At 65.6% G+C, this 20404-nt stretch carries 22 protein-coding genes and 1 pseudogene; 17 read left to right on the top strand and 6 right to left on the bottom strand.

Going from position 1 to position 20404, the window contains the following annotated elements; all coding sequences use genetic code 11:
* Nucleotides 1–107 precede the first annotated feature (107 nt).
* The 6 genes and pseudogenes from ACNJYB_RS13760 to ACNJYB_RS13785 form a co-directional block, all read left to right on the top strand.
* On the top strand, nt 108–1112 hold the full coding sequence (locus tag ACNJYB_RS13760) for an ABC transporter substrate-binding protein (RefSeq protein ID WP_439374456.1): 1005 nt from the start codon (nt 108–110) through the stop codon (nt 1110–1112).
* Nucleotides 1096–1947 carry an ABC transporter permease gene (locus tag ACNJYB_RS13765; RefSeq protein WP_439374457.1) on the top strand — a complete coding sequence of 284 codons (852 nt, stop codon included), beginning with the start codon at nt 1096–1098 and terminating at the stop codon, nt 1945–1947. Before ACNJYB_RS13760 ends, ACNJYB_RS13765 begins: the two co-directional genes overlap by 17 nt.
* Complete coding sequence (locus ACNJYB_RS13770; RefSeq protein WP_439374458.1) at nt 1947–2723, top strand: ABC transporter ATP-binding protein; 777 nt, start codon at nt 1947–1949, stop codon at nt 2721–2723. The genes ACNJYB_RS13765 and ACNJYB_RS13770 overlap by 1 nt, the downstream gene beginning before the upstream one ends.
* A gap of 9 nt (nt 2724–2732) precedes the next feature.
* On the top strand, nt 2733–3464 hold the full coding sequence (locus tag ACNJYB_RS13775) for a maleate cis-trans isomerase family protein (RefSeq protein ID WP_439374459.1): 732 nt from the start codon (nt 2733–2735) through the stop codon (nt 3462–3464).
* Nucleotides 3465–3475: 11 nt separating this feature from the next.
* Nucleotides 3476–4885 (top strand): dihydropyrimidinase, encoded by a 1410-nt coding sequence (gene hydA, locus ACNJYB_RS13780; RefSeq protein ID WP_439374460.1) that lies wholly within the window; start codon nt 3476–3478, stop codon nt 4883–4885.
* 99 nt (nt 4886–4984) lie between these two features.
* Nucleotides 4985–5144 (top strand): annotated as a pseudogene (locus tag ACNJYB_RS13785) (aldehyde dehydrogenase family protein); the annotation flags it as partial.
* Between the two features lie 259 nt (nt 5145–5403).
* Here the strand turns inward: ACNJYB_RS13785 and ACNJYB_RS13790 are convergent.
* From ACNJYB_RS13790 to ACNJYB_RS13815, 6 genes are all read right to left on the bottom strand, one after another.
* On the bottom strand, nt 5404–6240 hold the full coding sequence (locus ACNJYB_RS13790) for an ABC transporter substrate-binding protein (RefSeq protein ID WP_439374461.1): 837 nt from the start codon (nt 6238–6240) through the stop codon (nt 5404–5406).
* A gap of 70 nt (nt 6241–6310) precedes the next feature.
* The gene (locus ACNJYB_RS13795; protein ID WP_439374462.1) at nt 6311–6793 is read right to left on the bottom strand and encodes a MaoC family dehydratase; all 483 of its coding nucleotides are present in this window, start codon (nt 6791–6793) and stop codon (nt 6311–6313) included.
* 9 nt (nt 6794–6802) lie between these two features.
* The gene (locus tag ACNJYB_RS13800) at nt 6803–8386 is read right to left on the bottom strand and encodes an acyl CoA:acetate/3-ketoacid CoA transferase (protein WP_439374463.1); all 1584 of its coding nucleotides are present in this window, start codon (nt 8384–8386) and stop codon (nt 6803–6805) included.
* A gap of 4 nt (nt 8387–8390) precedes the next feature.
* Entirely contained in the window at nt 8391–9533 is a 1143-nt protein-coding gene (locus ACNJYB_RS13805) for an acyl-CoA dehydrogenase family protein (protein WP_439374464.1), read from the bottom strand.
* 12 nt (nt 9534–9545) lie between these two features.
* Complete coding sequence (locus tag ACNJYB_RS13810) at nt 9546–9914, bottom strand: tautomerase family protein (RefSeq protein WP_439374465.1); 369 nt, start codon at nt 9912–9914, stop codon at nt 9546–9548.
* A 3-nt stretch (nt 9915–9917) separates the two neighbouring features.
* On the bottom strand, nt 9918–11015 hold the full coding sequence (locus tag ACNJYB_RS13815; RefSeq protein ID WP_439374466.1) for a LacI family DNA-binding transcriptional regulator: 1098 nt from the start codon (nt 11013–11015) through the stop codon (nt 9918–9920).
* A 184-nt stretch (nt 11016–11199) separates the two neighbouring features.
* Between ACNJYB_RS13815 and dapA the strand changes: the two genes are divergently transcribed.
* From dapA to ACNJYB_RS13870, 11 genes are all read left to right on the top strand, one after another.
* Nucleotides 11200–12108, top strand: a complete 909-nt coding sequence (gene dapA / locus ACNJYB_RS13820) for a 4-hydroxy-tetrahydrodipicolinate synthase (protein ID WP_439375548.1) — start codon at nt 11200–11202, stop codon at nt 12106–12108.
* Between the two features lie 14 nt (nt 12109–12122).
* On the top strand, nt 12123–13313 hold the full coding sequence (locus tag ACNJYB_RS13825) for a CaiB/BaiF CoA transferase family protein (RefSeq protein WP_439374467.1): 1191 nt from the start codon (nt 12123–12125) through the stop codon (nt 13311–13313).
* The gene (locus tag ACNJYB_RS13830) at nt 13310–14473 is read left to right on the top strand and encodes an acyl-CoA dehydrogenase family protein (protein ID WP_439374468.1); all 1164 of its coding nucleotides are present in this window, start codon (nt 13310–13312) and stop codon (nt 14471–14473) included. Before ACNJYB_RS13825 ends, ACNJYB_RS13830 begins: the two co-directional genes overlap by 4 nt.
* Before the next feature lie 11 nt (nt 14474–14484).
* Nucleotides 14485–14892: a MaoC/PaaZ C-terminal domain-containing protein gene (locus ACNJYB_RS13835; protein ID WP_439374469.1), complete on the top strand. Its 408-nt coding sequence runs from the start codon at nt 14485–14487 to the stop codon at nt 14890–14892.
* Nucleotides 14893–14895: 3 nt separating this feature from the next.
* Nucleotides 14896–15327 (top strand): MaoC/PaaZ C-terminal domain-containing protein, encoded by a 432-nt coding sequence (locus tag ACNJYB_RS13840; RefSeq protein ID WP_439374470.1) that lies wholly within the window; start codon nt 14896–14898, stop codon nt 15325–15327.
* Nucleotides 15324–16277, top strand: coding sequence for a dihydrodipicolinate synthase family protein (locus tag ACNJYB_RS13845; protein ID WP_439374471.1), 954 nt, complete (start codon nt 15324–15326; stop codon nt 16275–16277). The genes ACNJYB_RS13840 and ACNJYB_RS13845 overlap by 4 nt, the downstream gene beginning before the upstream one ends.
* An 11-nt stretch (nt 16278–16288) precedes the next feature.
* Nucleotides 16289–16591 carry a hypothetical protein gene (locus ACNJYB_RS13850; RefSeq protein WP_439374472.1) on the top strand — a complete coding sequence of 101 codons (303 nt, stop codon included), beginning with the start codon at nt 16289–16291 and terminating at the stop codon, nt 16589–16591.
* A gap of 122 nt (nt 16592–16713) precedes the next feature.
* Nucleotides 16714–17550, top strand: a complete 837-nt coding sequence (locus ACNJYB_RS13855; RefSeq protein WP_439374473.1) for an ABC transporter substrate-binding protein — start codon at nt 16714–16716, stop codon at nt 17548–17550.
* 19 nt (nt 17551–17569) lie between these two features.
* Complete coding sequence (locus ACNJYB_RS13860) at nt 17570–18301, top strand: amino acid ABC transporter permease (protein ID WP_439374474.1); 732 nt, start codon at nt 17570–17572, stop codon at nt 18299–18301.
* The gene (locus tag ACNJYB_RS13865) at nt 18298–19086 is read left to right on the top strand and encodes an amino acid ABC transporter ATP-binding protein (protein WP_439374475.1); all 789 of its coding nucleotides are present in this window, start codon (nt 18298–18300) and stop codon (nt 19084–19086) included. Before ACNJYB_RS13860 ends, ACNJYB_RS13865 begins: the two co-directional genes overlap by 4 nt.
* Nucleotides 19087–19092: 6 nt before the next feature.
* Entirely contained in the window at nt 19093–20034 is a 942-nt protein-coding gene (locus ACNJYB_RS13870; RefSeq protein WP_439374476.1) for a dihydrodipicolinate synthase family protein, read from the top strand.
* Nucleotides 20035–20404: the final 370 nt, after the last annotated feature.

Genomic DNA, 20404 nt, shown 5'->3' on the forward strand with positions numbered 1-20404 from the left:
GCGCGTAAATTGTATGCAGCATGCAAAAACCCAATTGCGCTGCGGCCGAGGGCGGCGGATGATCCGGCGACGCGGCGAGATCCCGCGCCTTCGAAACGGAGTGAGCGATGCGGACGGGTTTGCGACTGGGCCTCGTGGTGATGGCGGCGATGTTCGGCGGGAGCGATCTCGCCTCTGCGCAGACCGCGAAGATCAAGCTCGGCTACGCCAAATGTGCGCACTGCCTGCCGATGTCGCTGATCCCGAGCATGGCCAAGGGCGTCGAGGTCGAGGCCACCGGCTTCAACTCGGGCAATGACGTGCTCACGGCCCTGGTATCGAAGAGCATCGACGTCGCGCAGGTGACCTATCTGCACTACATCACCGCGCTCGACAAAGGTTTCGAGGTCGTCGCCGTCTCTGGCCAGATCAACGGTGGCTCGGAATGTCTCTCCTCGGCGAAGCTGAATCTTCCCCCTGACGACTGGGCCACGTTCAAGACCACCGTTGCGAAGGCCAAGAGCGACGGTCAGCCGCTCAAGGTCGCGGCGTCCCGCGGCAATGCGCAGGACATCCACATGCGCGGCGCGTTCCTCAAGCAGGGTGTCGATCCCAACAAGGACGTCCAGTTCATCAACATCCCCAATCCGTCCGATCATCTCGCAGCGCTCCAGCGCGGCGAGGTCGACATGATCTGCTCGGTCGAGCCGTTCGCCTCGCAGATCCGGCTCGCCGGTGCGGGCAAGCATTTCGTGCTGCCGTATGAGCAGGCTGCCGGAAATCTCACCAACCTCATCGTCACCCGTTCCGACGTGATCGCGAGCCGGCGCGCCGGCGTCCAGGGTGTCGTCAGCGCAGTGGTCGAGCTCGACAACAGGCTGATCGCCGACAAGGCGCCATGGATCGACGTCATCAACAAGCTCACCGGCCTCGACAAGAATGTGGCGACGGAAGCGCTGAAGAATGCCTCGCCCGATCCTGCGATCCATCGCTCCCAGACGCTGGCGATCGCCGCGATGATGCGCGACCTCAAATACATCTCGAAGGACGTCTCCGCGGAAGCGGAGAAGAACATGGACTATTCGTTCCTGGAGCAGGCCACCGGAAAGGCCAAGAATGACCTCGGTTACTGACGTCTCGCCCGCAAGGCCGGCGTTTCGGCTGACGCGGGCGTTCCAGGGGCTCGAACGCCTCGTCGTGCCTGCGCTGCTGATCGCGGGCTGGGAAGCCTTTGCCCGCAGCGGCATGCTGCCGCCGGCGCTGCTGCCGGCGCCGAGCGCGGTGCTGCATGCGCTCGGCGACTGGGTGTTCGGCTTCGACGAGACCACGCAAACCTATTCCGGCCACTGGCTGCGCGATGCGCTCGCCAGCGCCTTGCGCGTGTTCGCCGGCTTTGCGCTGGCAAGTTTGTTCGGCATCCTCGCCGGCGTCGCGATCGGCTGGTCGCGCCTGTTCGAGAAGACGCTGGAGCCGACGCTGCAGATGTTGCGCCCGATCCCGCCGGTGTCCTGGATTCCGCTCGCGATCATCTGGTTCGGCATCGCCGACAAGCCGGCGATCTTCCTGGTCTTCCTCGGCGCCTTCTTCCCCGTACTGATGAACAGCATCCACGGCGTCAAGACCGTGGACCACAATCTCGTGCGCGCCGGCGCGATGATGGGCGCCAACGGCCGGCAGATGCTGACCGACATCGTGCTGCCGGCGGCGCTGCCCTCGATCTTTGCCGGTTTGCGCATCGCGGTCGGCTCGGCCTGGATGCTGACGGTCACCGCCGAGATGGTCGCGGTGAAGAGCGGCCTCGGCTACGTCTTGTGGGATTCCTATTACTTCCTGCGCTACGACATCGTGCTCGCGGCGATGATCTCGATCGGGCTGCTCGGCTATCTCTCCGACCTCGGCCTGAAAGCGATCATGGCGCGCACGCTGCGCTGGCAGCGGACGACCACCGTGCAGGGCAGGGCGGGCTGATGGCGGCAATCGAGCTTCGCAACATCGTCAAGGTGTTTTCCGACAAGCGGCGCGGCCGCGACCTGCTGACCTTGGACAACATCAATCTCGACATCGAGGCCAACGACTTCGTCTGCCTGCTCGGCCCGTCCGGCTGCGGCAAGTCGACCCTCCTGAACATCATCGCCGGCTTCGAGCAGGCGACGAGCGGCCGCACGCTGGTCGACGGCAAGCAGGTGGAGCGGCCGGGCTCCGACCGCGGCGTGGTGTTCCAGCAGCCGACCCTGATGCCGTGGCTGACGGCGATCGACAACATCGCCTTCCACCTCAAGCTCAAGGGCATCGCCAAGGCGGAGCGGCAACATCGCGCCATGGAGTTCATCGATCTCGTGGGCCTGCGTGGCTTCGAGCACCATCATCCCTCCGAGATGTCCGGCGGCATGAACCAGCGCGTCGGCATCGCCCGTGCGCTGCTGATGAACCCCAGCGTCATCCTGATGGACGAGCCGTTCGCGGCGCTGGACGCCCAGACCAAGCTCGAAATGCAGGAGGAACTGGTCGCGATCTGGCAGAAGCGCCGCTGCACCATCGTGTTCGTCACCCATAGCGTCGACGAGGCGCTGGTGCTCGGCAACAGGATCGTGGTGATGACGAGGCGCCCCGGCCGGATCCGCGAGGCCGTCAATTTCGACCTGCCGCGGCCGCGCGACATCACCAGCCCCGAATTTAACGACGCCAAGCGCCACATCCTGGCTCTGATCCGCGAGGAGTCGACGCGGCTTGCGCAGGCGTCGTAAGGTATCGCCATGCGCAAGCGTCTCGGCATGATCACGCCGTCCTCCAACTCGGTGCTCGAGCCCGTCACCAGCACCATGCTGGCGGGCGTCTCCGGCGTCACCTCGCATTTCTCGCGCTTCCGCGTCACCGAGATCGCACTCGATGCCGCCGCGCTGAGCCAGTTCGACGCCTCCGTGATGCTTCCCGCCGCGGATCTGCTGGCCGATGCCAAGGTCGACGCGATCGCCTGGAACGGCACCTCCGCAAGCTGGCTCGGCGTCAGTCGCGACCGGAGCCTGTGCGAGGCGATCACGGAACGCACGGGTGTGCCCGCGACGACATCGACGCTTGCCTGCATCGATGCTGCCCACGCTGTCGGCGCCAAACGTGTCGGCCTCGTCTCGCCCTACACCGACGACGTGCAGCGGCGGATCGGCGACGTCTGGGCCGCTGAGGGGATCGCCCCGCATGCCGAGCGGCATCTTGGCCTGCGCGACAATTTCTCCTTTGCCGAGGTCGAGCCCTCGACGATTGCGGACATGATCCGCGCCGTGGCCGCGGAGGGGGCGGATGCGATCGTGATCCTCTGCACCAATCTCGATGGCGCCGCCTTGGCGGCCCCGCTGGAGCGGGAGCTTGACATCGCCGTGCTCGATTCGGTCGCGGTCACGCTGTGGCGGACACTCGAACTCGCCGGCGGCGACATCTCGGCCCTTGCGCAGTGGGGCCGGATCTTTCAGACATCAGCGGTCATCAAGTGACGGAGACATCAGTGACCCAGCTCGATCTCGCCATTCGCGGCGGCACCATCGTGACGGCCAGCGACGAGTTTCGCGCCGATATCGGCATTCGCGACGGCCGCATCGTCAGCATCGCCGAGCGCATCGAGGGCGCGGCGCGCGAGATCGACGCGACGGGGCTGCTGGCGCTGCCGGGCGGCATCGACAGCCATGTCCACATCTCGCAACCCTCCGGTCCCGACGTGGTCATGGCCGACGACTTCGCCTCGGCGACGCGCGCGGCGGCGGCCGGCGGCAACACCATGGTGCTGCCCTTCGCGCTGCAGGAGAAGGGCACGTCGCTGCGGACCTGCGTCGAGAACTATCGCAAGCTCGCCGAAGGCGAATGCTATATCGATACGGCCTTCCACCTCATCATCTCCGACCCGACCGCGGTCGTGCTCGGGCAGGAGCTGCCGGCGCTGGTCAAGGACGGCTACACCTCGTTCAAGGTGTTCATGACCTATGACGACCTCGTGCTCAGCGACAAGCAACTGCTCGAGGTGTTCGAGGTCGCGCGCCGCGAGGAGGCGCTGGTGATGGTCCATTGCGAGGGCTACGACGCCATCCGCTTCCTCACCAGCAAGCTGGAACGCGAAGGCCACATCGCGCCTTATTATCACGGGGTGTCGCGGCCGCAGGCGGTGGAGCGCGAGGCGACGCATCGCGCCATCAGCCATGCCGAGGTGATCGGCGTTCCCATCATGATCGTGCATGTCTCGGGTCGCGAGGCGATGGAGCAGGTGCGCTGGGCCCAGCAGCGCGGCCTGCCTGTTCATGCGGAGACCTGTCCGCAATACATCACGCTGACGGCCGACGACATGAAGGGCCTCAACATGGACATCACCGGCGCAAAATATGTCTGCTCGCCGCCGCCGCGCGATGTCGAGAGCCAGCAGGCGATCTGGGAGGGCATCACCTCAGGCGTGTTCCAGACCTTCTCGTCCGACCACTGCCCGTTTCGCTACGACGATCCCAAGGGCAAGCTGACGCCGAACGCCCGTACCTCGTTCCGCTGGGTGCCGAACGGCATTCCCGGCGTCGAGACCCGGCTGCCGATCCTGTTCTCCGAAGGTGTTTCGAAGGGCCGCATCACCTTGCAAAAATTCGTCGAGCTGACCGCGACCAACCACGCCCGTATCTACGGCCTCTATCCGCGCAAGGGCTCGATCGGTGTCGGCTTCGATGCGGACATTGCGCTGTGGGACCCGAAGCTGAAGAAGAAGATTCAACAGGCCGATCTGCACCATGGGGCGGACTATACGCCGTGGGAAGGTTTTGACGTCACCGGCTGGCCCGTCACCACGATCGCGCGAGGCCGCGTCGTGTACGAACAGGGCAGGATCGTCGGCGACAAGGGCGCGGGCGAGGTGCTGAGCCGCGGCAAGTCGAGCCTGGTGTGATCGGTCAGATCGCAGCAACATTCTTGTGACGCGGCCTTGCGGGACCTGCGATGGTTCGGAGACTTGCGGGCCTTGGCCGGACTCGTTCAAGGCTTGGCCGACGTCGGAAGCGGCATGGTCTCGATCAACCACCACGGCCTCGCGCTGCCGGAAGTGCCGTTCGGGGGGCATCAAGGATTCCGGCTACGGCTCGGAAGGCGGCCTGGAGGCAATCGAAGGGTACCTGAACACGAAGTTCGTGACCCAGGCGAGCGCGTAAGACAAGCAGCCTAGTGGGTTAGCCTGGTGGATGCGCGAAGCGCGTGCGCCGGGCGCAACCCACCATTTCTCTTCGCGCCGACAGCAAGAGGTGGGTTACGCTTGTGCTATAACCCAGCGTCCGACACTTGTGTCCGTGCCGTTGCCCACACTGCGTCATTGCGAGCGTAGCGAAGCAATCCCGACTGTCCGCCGCGGAAAGATGCTGGATGGCTTCGCTGCGCTCGCAATGACGAGATCGGAGCGCCGGTGGAGCCTGCTCAGTTCGTCGGTCCATCCCCGCGAATGGTGAACGTCGTGGCCTTCAGCTTGGTCATGCCGAACTTGTCGAACAACTTGTCATAGGTGCCGTCGGCCCGGATCGCGGTGAGAGCATCGGCGACGGCTTGGGCGAGCAGCTTGTCGCGGAAAGCGAAGGTGATGTCGGTGCCGGCGATGTCGCGGACCCAGATCTTTGCGATGCCCTTCTGCTCCAGCGAGTTGGCGGTCTCGTTGATGTTGAGCGCGGCCTCGAGCTGGCCGGCGCGCAGCGCCGCGGAGGTGGCGGTGACGGTGGTGAAGGTGCGCAGCTCGATCGGCTTGAGGCCCTTGGCCTCCATCGCGGTGCTGAACTCACGTGCCTTGCGCTCCGTGTAGGTCGCCGATTCCACGCCCACCACGCGGCCGGCGAGATCCTCGAACTTTTCGAGCTTCAGGCTGGAGGAGGGATCGGTGTAGATGCTGATCGCCTGCTGCGCATAAGGCACGAGGTAGAGCATCTTCGAGCGCTCCTCGGTCCAGAACAGGCCGGTGTTGATGGCGTCGAACCGTCCCGAGCGCAGCGCCGGAATCATCGGCGGAAAGTCCATGCGCAAAAACACCGCCTCGACGCAGATGCGCTTGGCGATCTCGCGGGCGAGCTCGACATTGAGGCCCTGCAACTCGCCCTTGTCGTCGACGAATTGCTGCGGCGGCAGCGTCGGGTTGATCGACATCTGCCATTTCGGCGCCTCGATCAGGCTCGAGGCCGGAACCTTCGGCGTGCAGGTCTGGGCACCAGCGGCCTGCGTCAGGCCGACCAGCAGGGCGAGGGCCGAGAAGGTTTTTGGAAATCGCATCTGAATACTCCGATCAAGTCGTGGGTGGCAGAGGAGCCGTTCTCCGGTACGCGTCTTCTTCATTGTCTCGTCACGTGGCCGCCGCAGCGTCGGCTTTCCGGGTCAGGATCAGCGAGATGTGGCGGGCGGCCGTCACGATCTCGTCGCGCTGGTTGAGCAGGTCGAGCGTCTCCACGACGATGCCGCGTCCGGGATTCCTGGTCGGACGCTTCTCGACGAAGCGGAAGCGGACGCGCAAGCTGTCTCCGGCGACGATGGGTCCTTTGAACTTGACGTCCTCCCAGCCGAGCGAGGCGACAGAGGTCTCCTCGTACAGCTTCAATTCCGACTTCAGCCCCTCCATCAGCGACAGGCCGAACAGGCCGTGGCCGATCACGGCGGGAAAGCCGCGCGAGCGCGCATAGGCGCCGTCGACGTGGAGCGGGTGGTGATCGCGGGTGACGTCGGCGAAGGCCGCAATGTCGGCCTCGGTCACGGTGTGCGCGGCAGTCTCGAACTCGGCACCGAGCGCGATGTCCTCGTAACGGAGATTGATCGGGGCGCTCGTGTCCATGCTGATCCCTCAGGCGACCTTGCGCGGCCGCGCCGGCAGCGCCTTGAAGCTTTGCGCGATGCCCATCGGCCCGGAGCGGAAGATGCGCGGGTCCATGTCCTTCAGTTGCGGGCTGATGCGTGGTCGAAAGCCCGTATGGGCGAGGATGTCCTCCTCCAGCCGCACGCCCGGCGCGATCTCGGTCAGGGTCACGTGGCCGTTCTCCAGCTCGAACACTGCGCGCTCGGTGACGTAGCTGACGTGCTGGCCGCGTTGCGCGGCGAGCGAGGCGCTGAAGCTGATCTGGCCGACCTCAGGCACGAATTTGCGGAAGGCACCGTCGCGCCGGATCGCGAGACGGCCATTCTCGACGCCGATGTCGAACTTGCCGCCGGTCATGGTGCCGCTGAAGATCAGCCGCTTGGCGTTCTGGGTGATGTCGATGAACCCGCCGGAGCCATCGCGGCGCTCGCCGAAGCGGGTGACGTTGACGTTGCCGGCTTCATCCACCTGCGCGAAGGAGAGGAAGGCGCAGGAGAGGCCGCCGCCGTCGTAGAAGTCGAACTGATAGGCCTGGTCGAGAATGACACGCGGGTTGATCGCGGTGCCGAACTCGCGGGCGTGGCCGGGCACGCCGCCGACCACGCCGGATTCCACGGTCAGCGTGATCAGGTCGGAGATGCCTTCCTCGGCCGCGACATTGGGGATCATCGCGGAGATGCCGACGCCGAGATTGACGACGTCGCGCGGGCGCAATTCGAACGCGGCGCGGCGGGCGATCACCCGGCGCTCGGTCAGCGGATCAGGCGTGATCATCGCCACCGGCACCCGCGTCTCGCCGGAGCGCGCGGGATCGTAGGCGGTGCCGTAGGTCTGCATCTGCTCGGGCTCGAGCACGACATGGTCGATCAGGAAGCCCGGGATCTTCACCATCTGCGGATGGATCGAGCCGCGCTTGACGATGCGCTTGACCTGGCAGATCACGGTGCCGCCGGCATTGTGCACGGCCTGCGCGATCGAGAGATCCTCGCGCGTCGTGCCCTCGTGCTCCATGCTGATATAGCCGTCTTCATCAGCGGAGGTGCCCCGAATGATGGCGACATCGGGCGGAGCGGGGACGCGGTAGAGCAGCCAGGACTGGCCGTGCAATTCGAGCAGCTCCACCAGCGGCGCGGTGGTGCGCTTGTTCATGCGGCCGCCGTCCTGGCGCGGGTCCATGTAGGTGTTGAGGCCGACATGGGTGAGCACGCCGGGATGCTTTGCCGCCATCGCGCGGCAGAGCTGGCTCATCACGCCTTGCGGGAAGTTATAGGCGTCGATGAGCTCGTCGCGGACGAGCCGCATGAACGGCACCTGCAGGCCGAAATTGCCGCCGATCACGCGCGCGATCAGGCCTTCATGGGCGAGATGGCAGAGGCCCTTCTCGGTCACGGCGCCGACGCCGGTGATGTTGATCAGCGTCAGATCGTGCGGGCCCTGGCCGCCGAGGAAGCGCTGCTCCAGTGCGTCGAGGATGGCTTCGGCAGCGCCGGTGCCGCCATTGCCGCCGACGATCAGCGTGTCCGCGTCGCGGATCAGGCCTGCGGCCTCTTTCGCCGTGATGATGCTTAGCATGCCCTCACGCCGCCTCCCTCTCGACCTGGCGGGCGATGATCAGCCGCTGGATCTGGTTGGTGCCCTCGTAGATCTGGGCAAGGCGAACGTCGCGGAAAATCCGCTCGATGCGGTATTCGCGCGAATAGCCGTTGCCGCCGTGGATCTGCAGCGCGTTGGAGACGTGCTTCATCGCCATGTCGGTGGTGAACAGCTTGGCCTGCGCCGCCTCCTTCGCGATCGGCTCGCCGGCATCGTGCAGGCGCGCGGCGTGATGGATCAAGAGGCGCGCAGCGGCGATGTCGGTCGACATGTCCGCGAGCATGAACTGCACCGCCTGGTAGCCGATGATGGCCTGGCCGAACTGCTTGCGGTCCCTGGCATAGGCGGTCGCGTCCTCGAACGCGGCCTGCGCCATGCCGAGTGCCATCGAGGCCATCATCAGCCGGCTGAAGTTGAAGTTGCTCATGGCCATCTTGAAAGCCTGGTTCTCCGGCCCCATCACGCTGTCGGCGGGCAGGCGCACGTCGGAGAAGGTGATCTGGCAGTCGTCGAGGCCGTGCATGCCGAGCAGCTCCTCGTTCTTCCCGCGGGCGATGCCGGGCAGGGCGCCGTCGACGAGCAGGCAGGAGATGGCGCGATGGCCCGCGTCTGCGCCGGTGCGCGCGAACACCATGATGCGGTCGGCCACGCCGCCGAGCGTCACCCAGGCCTTGGTGCCGTTGAGCCGCCAGCCATTGCCTTCGCGCACCGCGTTGGTGCGGATGCTGGCAACATCGGAGCCGTGATCGGGCTCGGAGACGGCGGTGGCGGGAATGATGTCGCCGCTCAGGATTTTTGGGATCAGCGCCTTGTGTGCCTCGGTGCCGTGATGGTCGAAGAACAGCACCGCTTCGACGGGGATCGCGAAGGCATTGGCAACCGCGCCTGAGCAGCGCGCCAGCTCCTCCATCGCGATGCAGGCTGCGACCGCATCGAGCCCGGCGCCACCCGCGCCTTCGCGCAGGCAGATGCCGAACAGGCCGAGATCGGCCATGCCCTTGTAAAGGATGCGGTCGAAACGGTCCTCGCGATCGATCGCGGCGGCGCGCGGCAGGATCTCTGCTTCCGCGAAGCGGCGGGAAGTCTCGCGCAGGGCTTTCTGGTCTTGGCTATAGAAGCGATCCATGGTGTGCTCCCGTCAGTCGCTGGCGAGCTTGGAATCGTGGGACACTTCGCTGCGGTCGCGATCGCAGAAGTAGACCGCGACGTCGTCGCCCGGCACGCCATAGGCGCTGCATACGGCGCGGGTCAGTGCGATGGCGGCGGCGAGGCGCTCGGCCTCGCTGCGGCGGAAGGCGTGGACCTTGAGCAGGATGCGCTGGCCAGTAGCCGGAGCGCCGAACGTGCCGGCGTGGGCGTAGTCATCGGCCGCAATGTTCAGGAAATAGAGCGTGACCGTATCAGCGGTCACGCCGAACGCCGACATCAGGCCGTCGGTCACGGACCGCGCCAGCGCGGCCTTGCGCTGGGATGAAGCTTGCGGGGCGAGCACTTCGACATAGGGCATCGATCAGACCTTCGCGGACTTGGCCGCAGACGATTTGGATGAAGACGATTTGGACTTGCCGGATTTCGCAGGCGGCAGCGCGTCGAACTGGCGGCAGGAGTCGCGCTTGATCAGCTTGGCGCCGACGCGATATTCGCGCACGCCGTCAGCGCCATTGCCCTTGCTATTTCCCCTGGCGTCCATGCGATGCAGCAGCCGGTCGACGGCGAGATCGGCAAGATCGCGTGCGCCGTTGTCGACGATGCTGATCGCCGGGCGATGCCATTCGAACCACGGCATGTCCTCGTAGCAGAGCAGCGAGAGATCATCGGGAATCGCGATGTTCCGCTCCGCCGTCACGCGCAGCACGCCCAGCGTTGCCTCGTGATTGGCGACGAAGATCGCGCTCGGTGGCCGGGGGAGGTCGAGCAGCTTGCGCGCGCAGGTCGCGCCGGTCTCGGGCTCGAAATGGCCGGCATGGATCAATGTGTCGTCCCTGGCGATCCCCGCCTCGCGCAGCGCGCGGACATAGCCGGACAAGCGTTCGCGGCCGGACGTGGTGTCCTGGCGGCCGACGATCAGCCCGATGCGCTTGTGCCCGAGCTCGATCAGGTGACGCGTGCCCAGATAAGCGCCTTGCGGATCGTCGGCGAGCACGGTCTCGAGATCGGTCGCGTCGTCGCGTCGCACCAGGCAGACGATGGGTACGTCCTTGGCGAGCGCCTTGAGCTGCGCGCCGTTCTTGCCGGTCGGCACCACGATCAGTCCGTCGATGCGGTGATCGACCAGCGTGGTGAGTGTGTCGCTCTCCTGCTGCGGATCGTCGCCGCCGATGCACAGAAGCATCTGATAACCCAGCGCCTTCAGGCGCGCCTGCACCACTTCGGCCATCACCTGGAACGAGGCGTTGGTGAGATTGTGGACGAGCAGCGCCACCAGCCGCGACTGTCCGGTCTTGAGGCCGCGCGCGATCGGGTTCGGCCGATAGCCGAGCTCGCGCGCGATGCGCGCAAGGCGCTGCTGCGTGCGCTCGCTGGTCGGGCCGGTTCCCGTCAGCGCCCGGGAAGCGGTGCTGACTGAAACACGGGCCGCCTGTGCCACATCTTTGAGCGTGACGCTCATCAAACCTGCCGATACACTGGAAACGATTGCAGAAACGCTATGGGCGAATCCCACGCGGATCAAGCTCAAAAAATGGATGGTGTTGCCCAATGCAGAGCCAGCGATGGAAACGATTGCACAAGCTGTGCGGATATCCCGAAGGCCACATCCATCGCCTGAAGTCACCCGAGCACCCGGCGATGCCCTGATGAAGACGTTCCGCGGCACCTATACCGTCATGATCACCCCGTTCACGGCCGGGGGCGAGGTCGATGTCGCGGCCTTGCGCGCCTTCGTCGACTGGCAGATCGCGGAGGGCATCCACGGGCTTATCCCGCTTGGCTCGACCGGCGAGTTTCTGTCCATGGACGATGACGAGAAGGCGCTGGTTGCCGAGGTCGTCGTTCGTCAGGCGGCGGGCCGCGTCCCCGTGCTGATCGGCACCGGTGCGGAGGATACGCGCGAGGTGGTGCGCCTCAGCCGCCGTGCCGAAAAACTGGGCGCTGACGGCGTGATGATCATCCCGCCGTTCTATTCGACGCCGACCGACGACGAGCTCGTGCATCACTACAAGACGGTGGCCGACGCGATCGCGCTGCCGATCATGGTCTACAACAATCCGGCAACCGCCAATGTCGATCTCAAGCCGCCGCTCGTGGCGCGGATCGCCGAGATCGACAACTGCCTCTATATCAAGGAGTCAACGCTGGAGGTGACGCGCGTGCGCGACATCATCCGCCTCTGCGGCGACAGGATGACGGTGTTCGGCGGCATCCTCGGATTCGAATCCTTTGTCGAGGGCGCGCAGGGCTGGGTGGCCGTGGCCTCCAACGTGGTCCCGGGGGAAATGGCCCGCATCTTCAGCCTCGTCGCCGACCACGGCGCGATCAAGGAAGCGCGCGAGCTCTACCTGAAATATCTGCCGGTGATCGAATTCGTCGGCGGCCAGGCCTACGTCGCCGGCAGCAAGGCCTTGCTCAGCCACATGGGTTTTGCAGCAGGCCACCCGCGCCCGCCGCGGCTGCCATTGCCGGCTGCACAGGATGCGGCCGCACGTGCCCTGGTCAAGACGTTCGATCTCGCCTGGCGCGGCGCGCCGGGTGCGGCTGCTTGAATCGAGGTGAACGGATGAACCTGCTCGACGGCGTCAAGATCCTCAGCTTCAATCACTATCTCGCGGGCCCGTTGGCCGCGCAGACGCTCGCCGATCTCGGCGCCGACGTCATCGCGGTCGAGCCGATCGAGGGGGCGTTCCAGCGCAACTGGGCGGTCGCCAACCACTTCGTCGCAGGCGACAGCGTCAATCATCTGGCCACGGGCCGCAACAAGCGCAGCCTCTCCGTCGATCTCAAGCATCCCGACGGCATTGCCGCGGTGAAGAAGCTGGTTGCGACCTCAGATGTCGTGATGGAGAACTTTCGGCCGGGCACCATGGCCAAGCTCGGCCTCGGCTACGACACCCTCAAGGAGATCAACCCCGGCCTGATCTATGCGGTGGCGACCGGCTTCGGATCGGACGGGCCGTACAAGGATCGTCCCGGCCAGGATCTCCTGCTCCAGGCGATGTCGGGTCTTGCGATGCGGACCGGGCGTGCCGATGGCGAGCCGACGGCGGTCGGCGCTGTCATCGTCGATCAGCATGCCGCCTCGCTCTATGCGATGAGCATCCTCGCGGCGCTGTTTGCCCGAACGAAGACGGGCAAGGGGCAGCTCGTCGAAGTGAACCTCTACCAGGCTGCGCTCGATCTCCAGGTCGAGCCGCTGACCGCCTGGCTCAATGGCGCGCCGTCGCCGACGTCGCGCGGTCCGGCCGGCATCGCGGCATGGTTCAGCCCCGGTCCCTACGGCATTCACGCCACGGCCGACGGCCATCTCGCGATTTCCATGGCATCGCCCAAGGCGCTTGCCGTCGCGCTCGAGAGCGAAGCGCTCAAGCAGTTCGGCGACACCGACAGTTTTTCCAAGCGCGAGGAGATCACGCGGATCGTTGCTGTCAGGCTGAAGCAGAAGCCGACGGCGGAATGGCTGCCCTCGCTTGAGGCCGCGCGAGTCTGGCATGCGCCGGTGCAGGATTATCGCGACCTCGAAACCGATCCCCAGCTCAAGCACCTCTGCGTGTTCAAGAGCGCCGAGAGTGCAGGGGGCGCGCCGATCCGGATGGTCGCGCATCCCGCGCGCTATGACGGCCGGACGCCGGAGGTGCGGCTGGTGCCGCAGCGGCTGGGCGCGCAGACGCGCGAGGTGCTCGGCGAGATCGGCTATGGCGCCGCGGAGATCGACGCGATGGTCGCGGGCAAGGCCGTCGGGGTGGCGCGATGATCGACTTTTCGCTCCCCGAGGAGACGCGCCTGCTGGTCGACACCGTACGCCGCTTCGTCGAGACGGAGGTGCAGCCGCTCGAAGACGTCGTGGAGCAGACGGCCAGGGTGCCGGCCGACGTGCTGGCCGTGACCAAAGCCAAAGCGCAGAAGCTCGGCCTGTACGCCATGAACATGCCGGCTGATGTCGGCGGCGGTGGTCTAACCTGCGTCGAGCATTGCCTGGTCGAGGAAGAATTCGGCAAGACCTCCGATGCGCTGATCCGCCGCGTGTTCGGCCAGGTCTATCCGATGCTGATGGCCTGCAAGGGCGACCAGGTCGGGCGCTATTTGCTGCCGACGGTCAAGGGTGACAAGATCTGCGCCATGGCGATTACCGAGCCGGGCGCCGGTTCCGACGCGGCATCGATCAGCACGACCGCGCATCTCGATGGCGACCAGTGGGTCCTCAACGGCACCAAGCACTTCATCAGCGACGGCGACATCGCCGACTACGTGATCCTGATGGCGCTGACCGACAAGGAGAAGCGGGCGCGCGGGGGCATCACCCTGTTCCTGGTCGACCGCGGCACACCCGGCTTCAAGGTCGCGCGCACCCAGCCGATGATGGGCCATCGCGGCTACGGCCATGCCGAGCTGACCTTCGAGGACTGCCGCATTCCGAAAGCGGCCGTGCTCGGCGAGGTCGGCGGCGGCTTCAAGCTGATCATGCAGAGCGTGCTCCAGATCCGGCTCGCCCATATCGGCGCCCGCGCCGTCGGCATGGCGCAGCGTGCGCTGGAGATGATGCGCAGGCATGCCGGCGAACGGCGCCAGTTCGGCCAGCTCATCGGCGACTTCCAGATGGTGCAGAAGCTGATCGCCGATTCCGCCACCGAGATTTTCGGCGTGAAGATGATGGTGATGAACGCGGCCTGGGACATCGATCAGGGCAAGGATGCGCGCGACAAGGTCTCGATGATCAAGGTCGCGGCCTCCGAGATGCAGGGCCGCGTCGTCGACCGCGCCATCCAGGTGTTCGGCGGCATGGGGTTCAGCAAGGACCTGCCGCTGGAGCGGATGTATCGCGACGCCCGCGTCACCCGCATCTACGACGGCACCTCCGAAATCCATCGCATGCTGGTTGCGCGCAGCACCATCAAGAACGGTTTGCAGCTCTAGGGAAGCGATCGATGTCTCACGCACCTCTCAAGCCCGGCGCCGCCTTCGCCTTCCGCAAAACCATGACGGTGGCCGAGCAGGCGATGTTCACCGGCATCAGCGGCAATCTCGGCGGTCTCTATGTCGACGCCGTCCGCGCGAAGAAAGCCGGCGCGTCGAACATGGTGGCCTTCGAACTCGCGGTCGGTGGTCTCGCGACGACGTGCCTCAGCCAACTCGGCGGTCCGACGCGGCGGATCGGCAGCATCGCGCTGAATTTTGCCGCGCCCGTGATCGTCGGCGAGTCCGTCGAAGCCAGGGCCGAGATCGTCTCCCTTGACGGCGACGACGCGGTCTGCCGGGTCACCTGCACGCTGTCCCCCTCAGGCGCCACCGTGGTCGACGGCACCGCGACGCTGGTACCCTTTGCCAAGGGCTGAGCCATGTACGAGCCGAAATCCTTCGACGATCTCAAGGTCAACGACAGGGTCAGCCTGAGCAAGACCATCACCGAGGCGGATGGCGCGCTCTATATCGCGGCGACCGGCGATTTCGGCCCCGTCCATGTCGACGAGGTCTATGCCGGTGCAACGCGCTTCGGCCGCAGGCTGGCGCCGGGGATCATGGTCGCGGGCCTCTGCACCAGCATCCTCACCTCTGAGCTGGTCGGCACCATCGGCGTCTCGGTGGAAGACCGCTTCTGGTTCACCGGTCCCGTGTTCTATGGCGACACGCTCACCTTCGACGTCTGGATCGCCGAGCAGCACGAGGAGGCGCGAACCATCATCTGGGAGGCGAGCGCGCGCAACGAGGGCGGCCTCGAAGTGCTGAAGGCGCGGGCGAGCCTGAAATTCCCACGGCGGAAACCGTCATGAGCAGGACGATGACGAGACCGGATTTGCGCGGTGTCACGGTCGCGACCGTGCTGCCCTTCAGGGATGACGGCTCGATCGACTGGGACGGCTACGCCCGCCTGCTAGACTATTGCGCCTGTCCGGACGGGATCGCAGCCGTGTTCGTCAATGGTCATGCCGGCGAGGGCGGGTCACTCTCGGACGACGAACGTCAGGCCGTGATCGAACGGACGCGCAAGCAGATCGGCGGCAAGCCGCTGCTCTCAGGCATCATCGCACATTCCACCGCGGAAGCGATCCATCAGGCCCAGCTCGCGGAAGCTGCCGGAGCCGATTGCGCTGTGCTGTTCCCGCCCGCGCCGCTCGGCGGCGGCGCCTCGGCGACCTCGCGCGCGCCGGTGGCTTTCGTGCAGGCAGTCAGCTCCGCGATCGGAATTCCGGTGTCGATCTTCCAGTATCCGCTGGCGTCCGGCTGCGGCTATTCGCCGGAGACGCTGGCCAAGATCGCAGCGCTCGACAGCGTCATCGCCGTCAAGGAAGGCAGCGATACCATGCTGGCCTACGACGAGAACCGGCGGGCGGTGAAGCAGGCCGACGCTTCCGTCGCGATCCTCCCGTCGAACTTCAACTGGTTCCTGCCGCAGCTTGCCGCCGGCGGTGACGGCATTCTCTCCGGCCTCGTCAGCCTCGCGCCGCATCTGTTCGCGGAGCTGTGGCAGGCCTCCCTCGCCGACGACCTCAAGGCAATGCGTGCCGTCAACGAGCGGCTCTATCCGATCGTTCGCGCCATCTACGGGCCTGCGCCGATCATGGACATGCACACGCGCATGAAGGTCGGGCTGAAGGCGCTCGGCCTGATCCGCAACGCCGATCCGCGGCCGCCGCTGCTGCCGGTTCTGCCTGCGCTGTGCGAGACCATTGCAACGACAGTCGACGCGGCGCGCGCGGCCGGCGACATCCGCGTGCGATGAGGGGCGAGAAGATGCCGGACGAAGCCTTCATCCATATCGTGCGGGTCGACATCGAGCCCGAGCACGAGGCTGCGTTCAACGCCTGGTACGAGCAGACCCATTTCCCCGATCTGCTCGCCTGTCCGGGCTGGCTCTCGGCCAAGCGCTTCGTCTCCATCGGTGACGGACCGAAATACGCCGCGATGTACGAAGTCGCGGGCCGCTGGGCGTTCGAGACGCCGGAGTTCCTGAAGGTGAAAGGCTTCGGTCCGTTCGGATCCCTGGTGAAGAATTTCATGCGGATCCAGCTCAGGCCGATGTCGGGACCGGCCTGAGTGGATCAAGGACGATGCTGTCTGCCACGTCGCGAAATCCGGCCGGCCGCATCCAAGAAACGTTGAGGGAGAATCCCGGACGAGGGACTGCATCGGTCATTGGCGTCTTACTGGAGGTATTCATGGTCTCGACACTGCTTAGCTTGGGTGTTGCTGCGGCACTCGTTCTTGCATCCGCGAACGCGCATGCCGCGTGTACGCCCGCGATCACCGACGATAATCTGATCGCGCCTGGCAAATTGCAGCTCTCCATCAACCCGACCAATCCGCCGCAGCAATTCGTCGACAAGGACGGTCAGCTGCAGGGCCTCAATGTCGAGCTCGCCGCCGAGCTCGGCAAGAGATTGTGTCTTCCGGTCGAACTCGTCCGGATGGATTTTCCGGCCATGATCCCCGCGATGAGCGCGGGCCGCATCGACGGCATCGACACCGGCATGTTCTGGACCGAGGAACGCTCCAAGCTGATGTACATGGTGCCTTACGCCATTCAGGCCATTTCGGTCGTGGTTGCGCCCGACAGCGGCACAAAAATTGCTACCGAGAATGACCTGATCGGAAAAACATCCGCCGTCGAGGTCTCGACCTACCAGATGAACTGGCTCAAGAAGCTCAGCGATGCCAGCGTTGCGAAGGGCGGCACCGCCGTCGAGATGCGAACTTTCCCGACCGCCACCAACGTCGTCAGCGCGCTTCTCGCCGGACAGGTAGACAACGCGCTCCTGGTCGACAGCGTCGCGCGCGATCTCGCCGGCCGCGGCCGCGTCAAGGAAGTGCTGAGCGGCCTCGGCACCGCGCGCACCACGCTCGGCTTCCGCAACAAGACGGTGGTCGATGCCGTCGTCAAGGCGCTCAATGCGATGCGCGCCGACGGCAGCTACCAGGCGCTGTTCGACAAGTTCGGCCTGACCAGCATGCCGGCCGACCAGCCGCTTGCCATCGCCGGCCCCGGTCCGGCCTGATACCAACGGAGACGAGCCGATGAGCCATTTCAGTCCGACGGCCGCCGTCAGCTACTTCTTCAACTACTTCCTGATGAAGGGAGTGCTCGTCACCATCGGCTTGACGGTGGCGGCAGTCGTCGGCGGATTGATCCTCGGGATGGGCATCGCGCTATTGCGCATGTCGTCGAATCCGGTGCTCGCGGGTGTCGCGCGCTTCTACATCTGGTTCTTCCGCGGCACGCCGCTGCTGATCCAGCTCGTCGTGATCTACAGCGGCCTGCCGCAGCTCGGCATCAAGTTCAGCGTGATCGCCTGCGCGCTTGTCGGGCTGATCCTCAATGAGGCCGCTTATCTCGCCGAGATCGTGCGCAGCGGCTTCATGGCGGTGTCGGCGGGTCAGCGCGAAGCCGCCTGGGCGCTCAGCCTGTCACCCTGGGTCACGTTCCGCCGCGTGACCCTGCCGCAGGCGTTCCGGCTGATGATCCCGCCGCTCGGCAACTCCATCAATTCGCTGCTGAAGGCGACCTCGCTTGCGTCCGTGATCTCGGTCGAAGAGCTGATGCGCCGCAGCGACATGCTGATGCAGGAGCATTTCCAGATCCTCGAAGTCTATGCGGCTGCAACGGCGTATTACCTGATCCTCACCTCGGTCTGGGACGCGGTGCAGCGCCGGCTCGAGAAGCATTTCGGCCGATCGAGCGTTGCGAAATCCAGGAAGATTGCGGCGAGGGCGCCGATCGCGCAGGCGAGCGCGGAGGCCCGGGCATGAGCGAGACGCCGATGAATATGGAGGGCGCGACGATGCAGCCGCAGTTGCGCGAGGTTCCCGCGGTTCGCATGGAAGCAGTCTACAAGCACTATGGCGATTTCACCGCGCTCGACCAGATCGACCTCAAGGTCGCCAAGGGCGAGAAGATCGTGGTCTGCGGTCCCTCCGGCTCGGGCAAGTCGACGCTGATCCGCTGCATCAACCACATCGAGAAGCACGACGAGGGCCTGATCTACGTGAACGGCGTCGAGCTCGACCATCAGCGCAAGAGCATCGATGCCGTCAGGCGCGACACCGGCATGGTGTTCCAGAGCTTCAATCTGTTTCCGCACATGACGGTGCTGGAGAACTGCACGCTGGCGCCGATGACGGCGAACGGCATGAGCGAGATGGAGGCCAAGGACCTCGCCATGCATTTCCTGACAAAAGTCCGGATTCCGGATCAGGCCGGGAAATTCCCCGGGCAGCTGTCCGGCGGCCAGCAGCAGCGCGTCGCCATCGCGCGGGCGCTGTGCATGCGGCCCAAGATCATGCTGTTCGACGAGCCGACCTCGGCGCTCGACCCCGAAATGGTCAAGGAGGTGCTGGAAACCATGAAGAAGCTCGCGGAAGAGGGCATGACCATGCTGTGCGTGACCCATGAGATGGGCTTTGCCCGTGAGGTCGCCGACCGAATCGTGTTCATGAACGAGGGCAAGGTGGTCGAGCAGGCCGCGCCGGAGGAGTTCTTCAAGCATCCGAAGTCGGAGCGGGCGCGGACGTTCCTCGACCAGATCATTCACTAGCTGGCGATGTCGGCGGCGATGCGGACATTCAGCGACCGCCTGCGTGGCATTCACGCCGCCACGATCGTGCCGATGACGGCCGATTTCGCGGTGGATGAGGCGCAGCTCGCGGCGCATATCGCTTCGGTCGCGTCCACGCCCGGCATCAAGGGGCTGTTGGTCAACGGTCACGCCGGTGAGAATTTTGTGCTGTCGCTGGCCGAGAAGCGGCGGGTGGTGGAACTGGCGCGCCGGCACGCGCCGAAGGACTGCCTGATCGTCTCCGGGGTCAACCATGAATCGAGCCTGGAAGCCGCGCGCGAGGCTGCCGCATCGGAGCAGGCCGGCGCGGACGGGCTGCTGGTGTTTCCGCCCAACAGCTGGGCGCTCGGCCATGCCGATGAGTGCGTGATCGAGCATCACGGCCGCATTCGCGATGCCACGACGGTGCCGCTGATGCTCTACGCTGCGCCCGTCGGCGCCGGAGCCATGGCTTATGCGCCACCGCAGCTTGAACTGCTCCTGGCCGATCCTCGCTTCGTTGCGATCAAGGAGGGCAGCTGGGAGGTTGCGACGTACGAACAGAATCTCAGGTTGATCCGCAAGGTGCGGCCGGACTTCGTCGTGCTCGGCTCCGGCGACGAACATCTGCTGACCAGCTATCTCATCGGCTCGGCCGGCAGCCAGGTCAGCCTTGCCTGCGTCGCGCCGGAGCTTGTCGTCAGCCTCTGGACTGCGGCGGAAGCCGGCGATTGGGAGCGGGCGCGCGCCGCGCACGAAAAGCTCTATCCGCTGGCGGTCGCGATCTACCGCGATGCGCCGGGAGGACGCGCGACCGTGCGTCTGAAAGCCTGCCTGAAGCTGCTCGGGCGTCTGTCATGCGACGCGGCGCGACCGCCGCAGCCGGCGGCGACGCCAGCAGAGCTTCACGGGCTCGAACTGGCCTTGCGAACCGCCGGCTATGGGTAACGCTTCGGCTTCAGCCAGCGCTTACTGTTCGTACAATAAAGCGAGGCTGAGCCGACCGCGGTGCATAGCTCATAGGCACGGAGGTCTCCGGCAGCGCCGGTCGATCGCCTGCAAATTAGACAGAGGATGTCGAGTTGCTCCCATTGCAGTGCAGCAGATGCTACGATTTGCGCGGAGAAATCCGTGGTGCGCTGCACTTTTCCCGCGTGGAGCCGTCCGCGCTTGCGTGCTCTCCGCGCAAGCAGAGCTGCACCAAATCGTGCACCTGGTGGCGCGGCGCGCGGCGGCGCTCGTGCGTAAGTCCTGTGGTTTGCGACAACGCTGGGCCTATCCCGCGCCCATCACTCTGTCGCACGCTCCCGGTCGGTGG

It is taken from the genome of Bradyrhizobium sp. SMVTL-02 (assembly GCF_051853005.1).
In the GTDB taxonomy this organism is placed as follows: domain Bacteria; phylum Pseudomonadota; class Alphaproteobacteria; order Rhizobiales; family Xanthobacteraceae; genus Bradyrhizobium.

Excerpts from the sequence above, each read along its gene's own strand:
- ACNJYB_RS13810 (WP_439374465.1), bottom strand. The coding sequence starts at position 9,914 with ATGCCCTATGTCGAAGTGCTCGCCCCGCAAGCTTCATCCCAGCGCAAG.
- ACNJYB_RS13760 (WP_439374456.1), top strand. The coding sequence starts at position 108 with ATGCGGACGGGTTTGCGACTGGGCCTCGTGGTGATGGCGGCGATGTTC.
- ACNJYB_RS13825 (WP_439374467.1), top strand. The coding sequence starts at position 12,123 with ATGAACCTGCTCGACGGCGTCAAGATCCTCAGCTTCAATCACTATCTC.
- ACNJYB_RS13770 (WP_439374458.1), top strand. The coding sequence starts at position 1,947 with ATGGCGGCAATCGAGCTTCGCAACATCGTCAAGGTGTTTTCCGACAAG.
- ACNJYB_RS13865 (WP_439374475.1), top strand. The coding sequence starts at position 18,298 with ATGAGCGAGACGCCGATGAATATGGAGGGCGCGACGATGCAGCCGCAG.
- ACNJYB_RS13800 (WP_439374463.1), bottom strand. The coding sequence starts at position 8,386 with ATGCTAAGCATCATCACGGCGAAAGAGGCCGCAGGCCTGATCCGCGAC.
- ACNJYB_RS13840 (WP_439374470.1), top strand. The coding sequence starts at position 14,896 with ATGTACGAGCCGAAATCCTTCGACGATCTCAAGGTCAACGACAGGGTC.
- ACNJYB_RS13830 (WP_439374468.1), top strand. The coding sequence starts at position 13,310 with ATGATCGACTTTTCGCTCCCCGAGGAGACGCGCCTGCTGGTCGACACC.
- ACNJYB_RS13835 (WP_439374469.1), top strand. The coding sequence starts at position 14,485 with ATGTCTCACGCACCTCTCAAGCCCGGCGCCGCCTTCGCCTTCCGCAAA.
- ACNJYB_RS13765 (WP_439374457.1), top strand. The coding sequence starts at position 1,096 with ATGACCTCGGTTACTGACGTCTCGCCCGCAAGGCCGGCGTTTCGGCTG.
- ACNJYB_RS13790 (WP_439374461.1), bottom strand. The coding sequence starts at position 6,240 with ATGCGATTTCCAAAAACCTTCTCGGCCCTCGCCCTGCTGGTCGGCCTG.
- ACNJYB_RS13860 (WP_439374474.1), top strand. The coding sequence starts at position 17,570 with ATGAGCCATTTCAGTCCGACGGCCGCCGTCAGCTACTTCTTCAACTAC.
- ACNJYB_RS13845 (WP_439374471.1), top strand. The coding sequence starts at position 15,324 with ATGAGCAGGACGATGACGAGACCGGATTTGCGCGGTGTCACGGTCGCG.
- ACNJYB_RS13775 (WP_439374459.1), top strand. The coding sequence starts at position 2,733 with ATGCGCAAGCGTCTCGGCATGATCACGCCGTCCTCCAACTCGGTGCTC.
- ACNJYB_RS13850 (WP_439374472.1), top strand. The coding sequence starts at position 16,289 with ATGCCGGACGAAGCCTTCATCCATATCGTGCGGGTCGACATCGAGCCC.
- ACNJYB_RS13855 (WP_439374473.1), top strand. The coding sequence starts at position 16,714 with ATGGTCTCGACACTGCTTAGCTTGGGTGTTGCTGCGGCACTCGTTCTT.
- ACNJYB_RS13795 (WP_439374462.1), bottom strand. The coding sequence starts at position 6,793 with ATGGACACGAGCGCCCCGATCAATCTCCGTTACGAGGACATCGCGCTC.
- ACNJYB_RS13815 (WP_439374466.1), bottom strand. The coding sequence starts at position 11,015 with ATGAGCGTCACGCTCAAAGATGTGGCACAGGCGGCCCGTGTTTCAGTC.
- ACNJYB_RS13870 (WP_439374476.1), top strand. The coding sequence starts at position 19,093 with ATGTCGGCGGCGATGCGGACATTCAGCGACCGCCTGCGTGGCATTCAC.
- ACNJYB_RS13805 (WP_439374464.1), bottom strand. The coding sequence starts at position 9,533 with ATGGATCGCTTCTATAGCCAAGACCAGAAAGCCCTGCGCGAGACTTCC.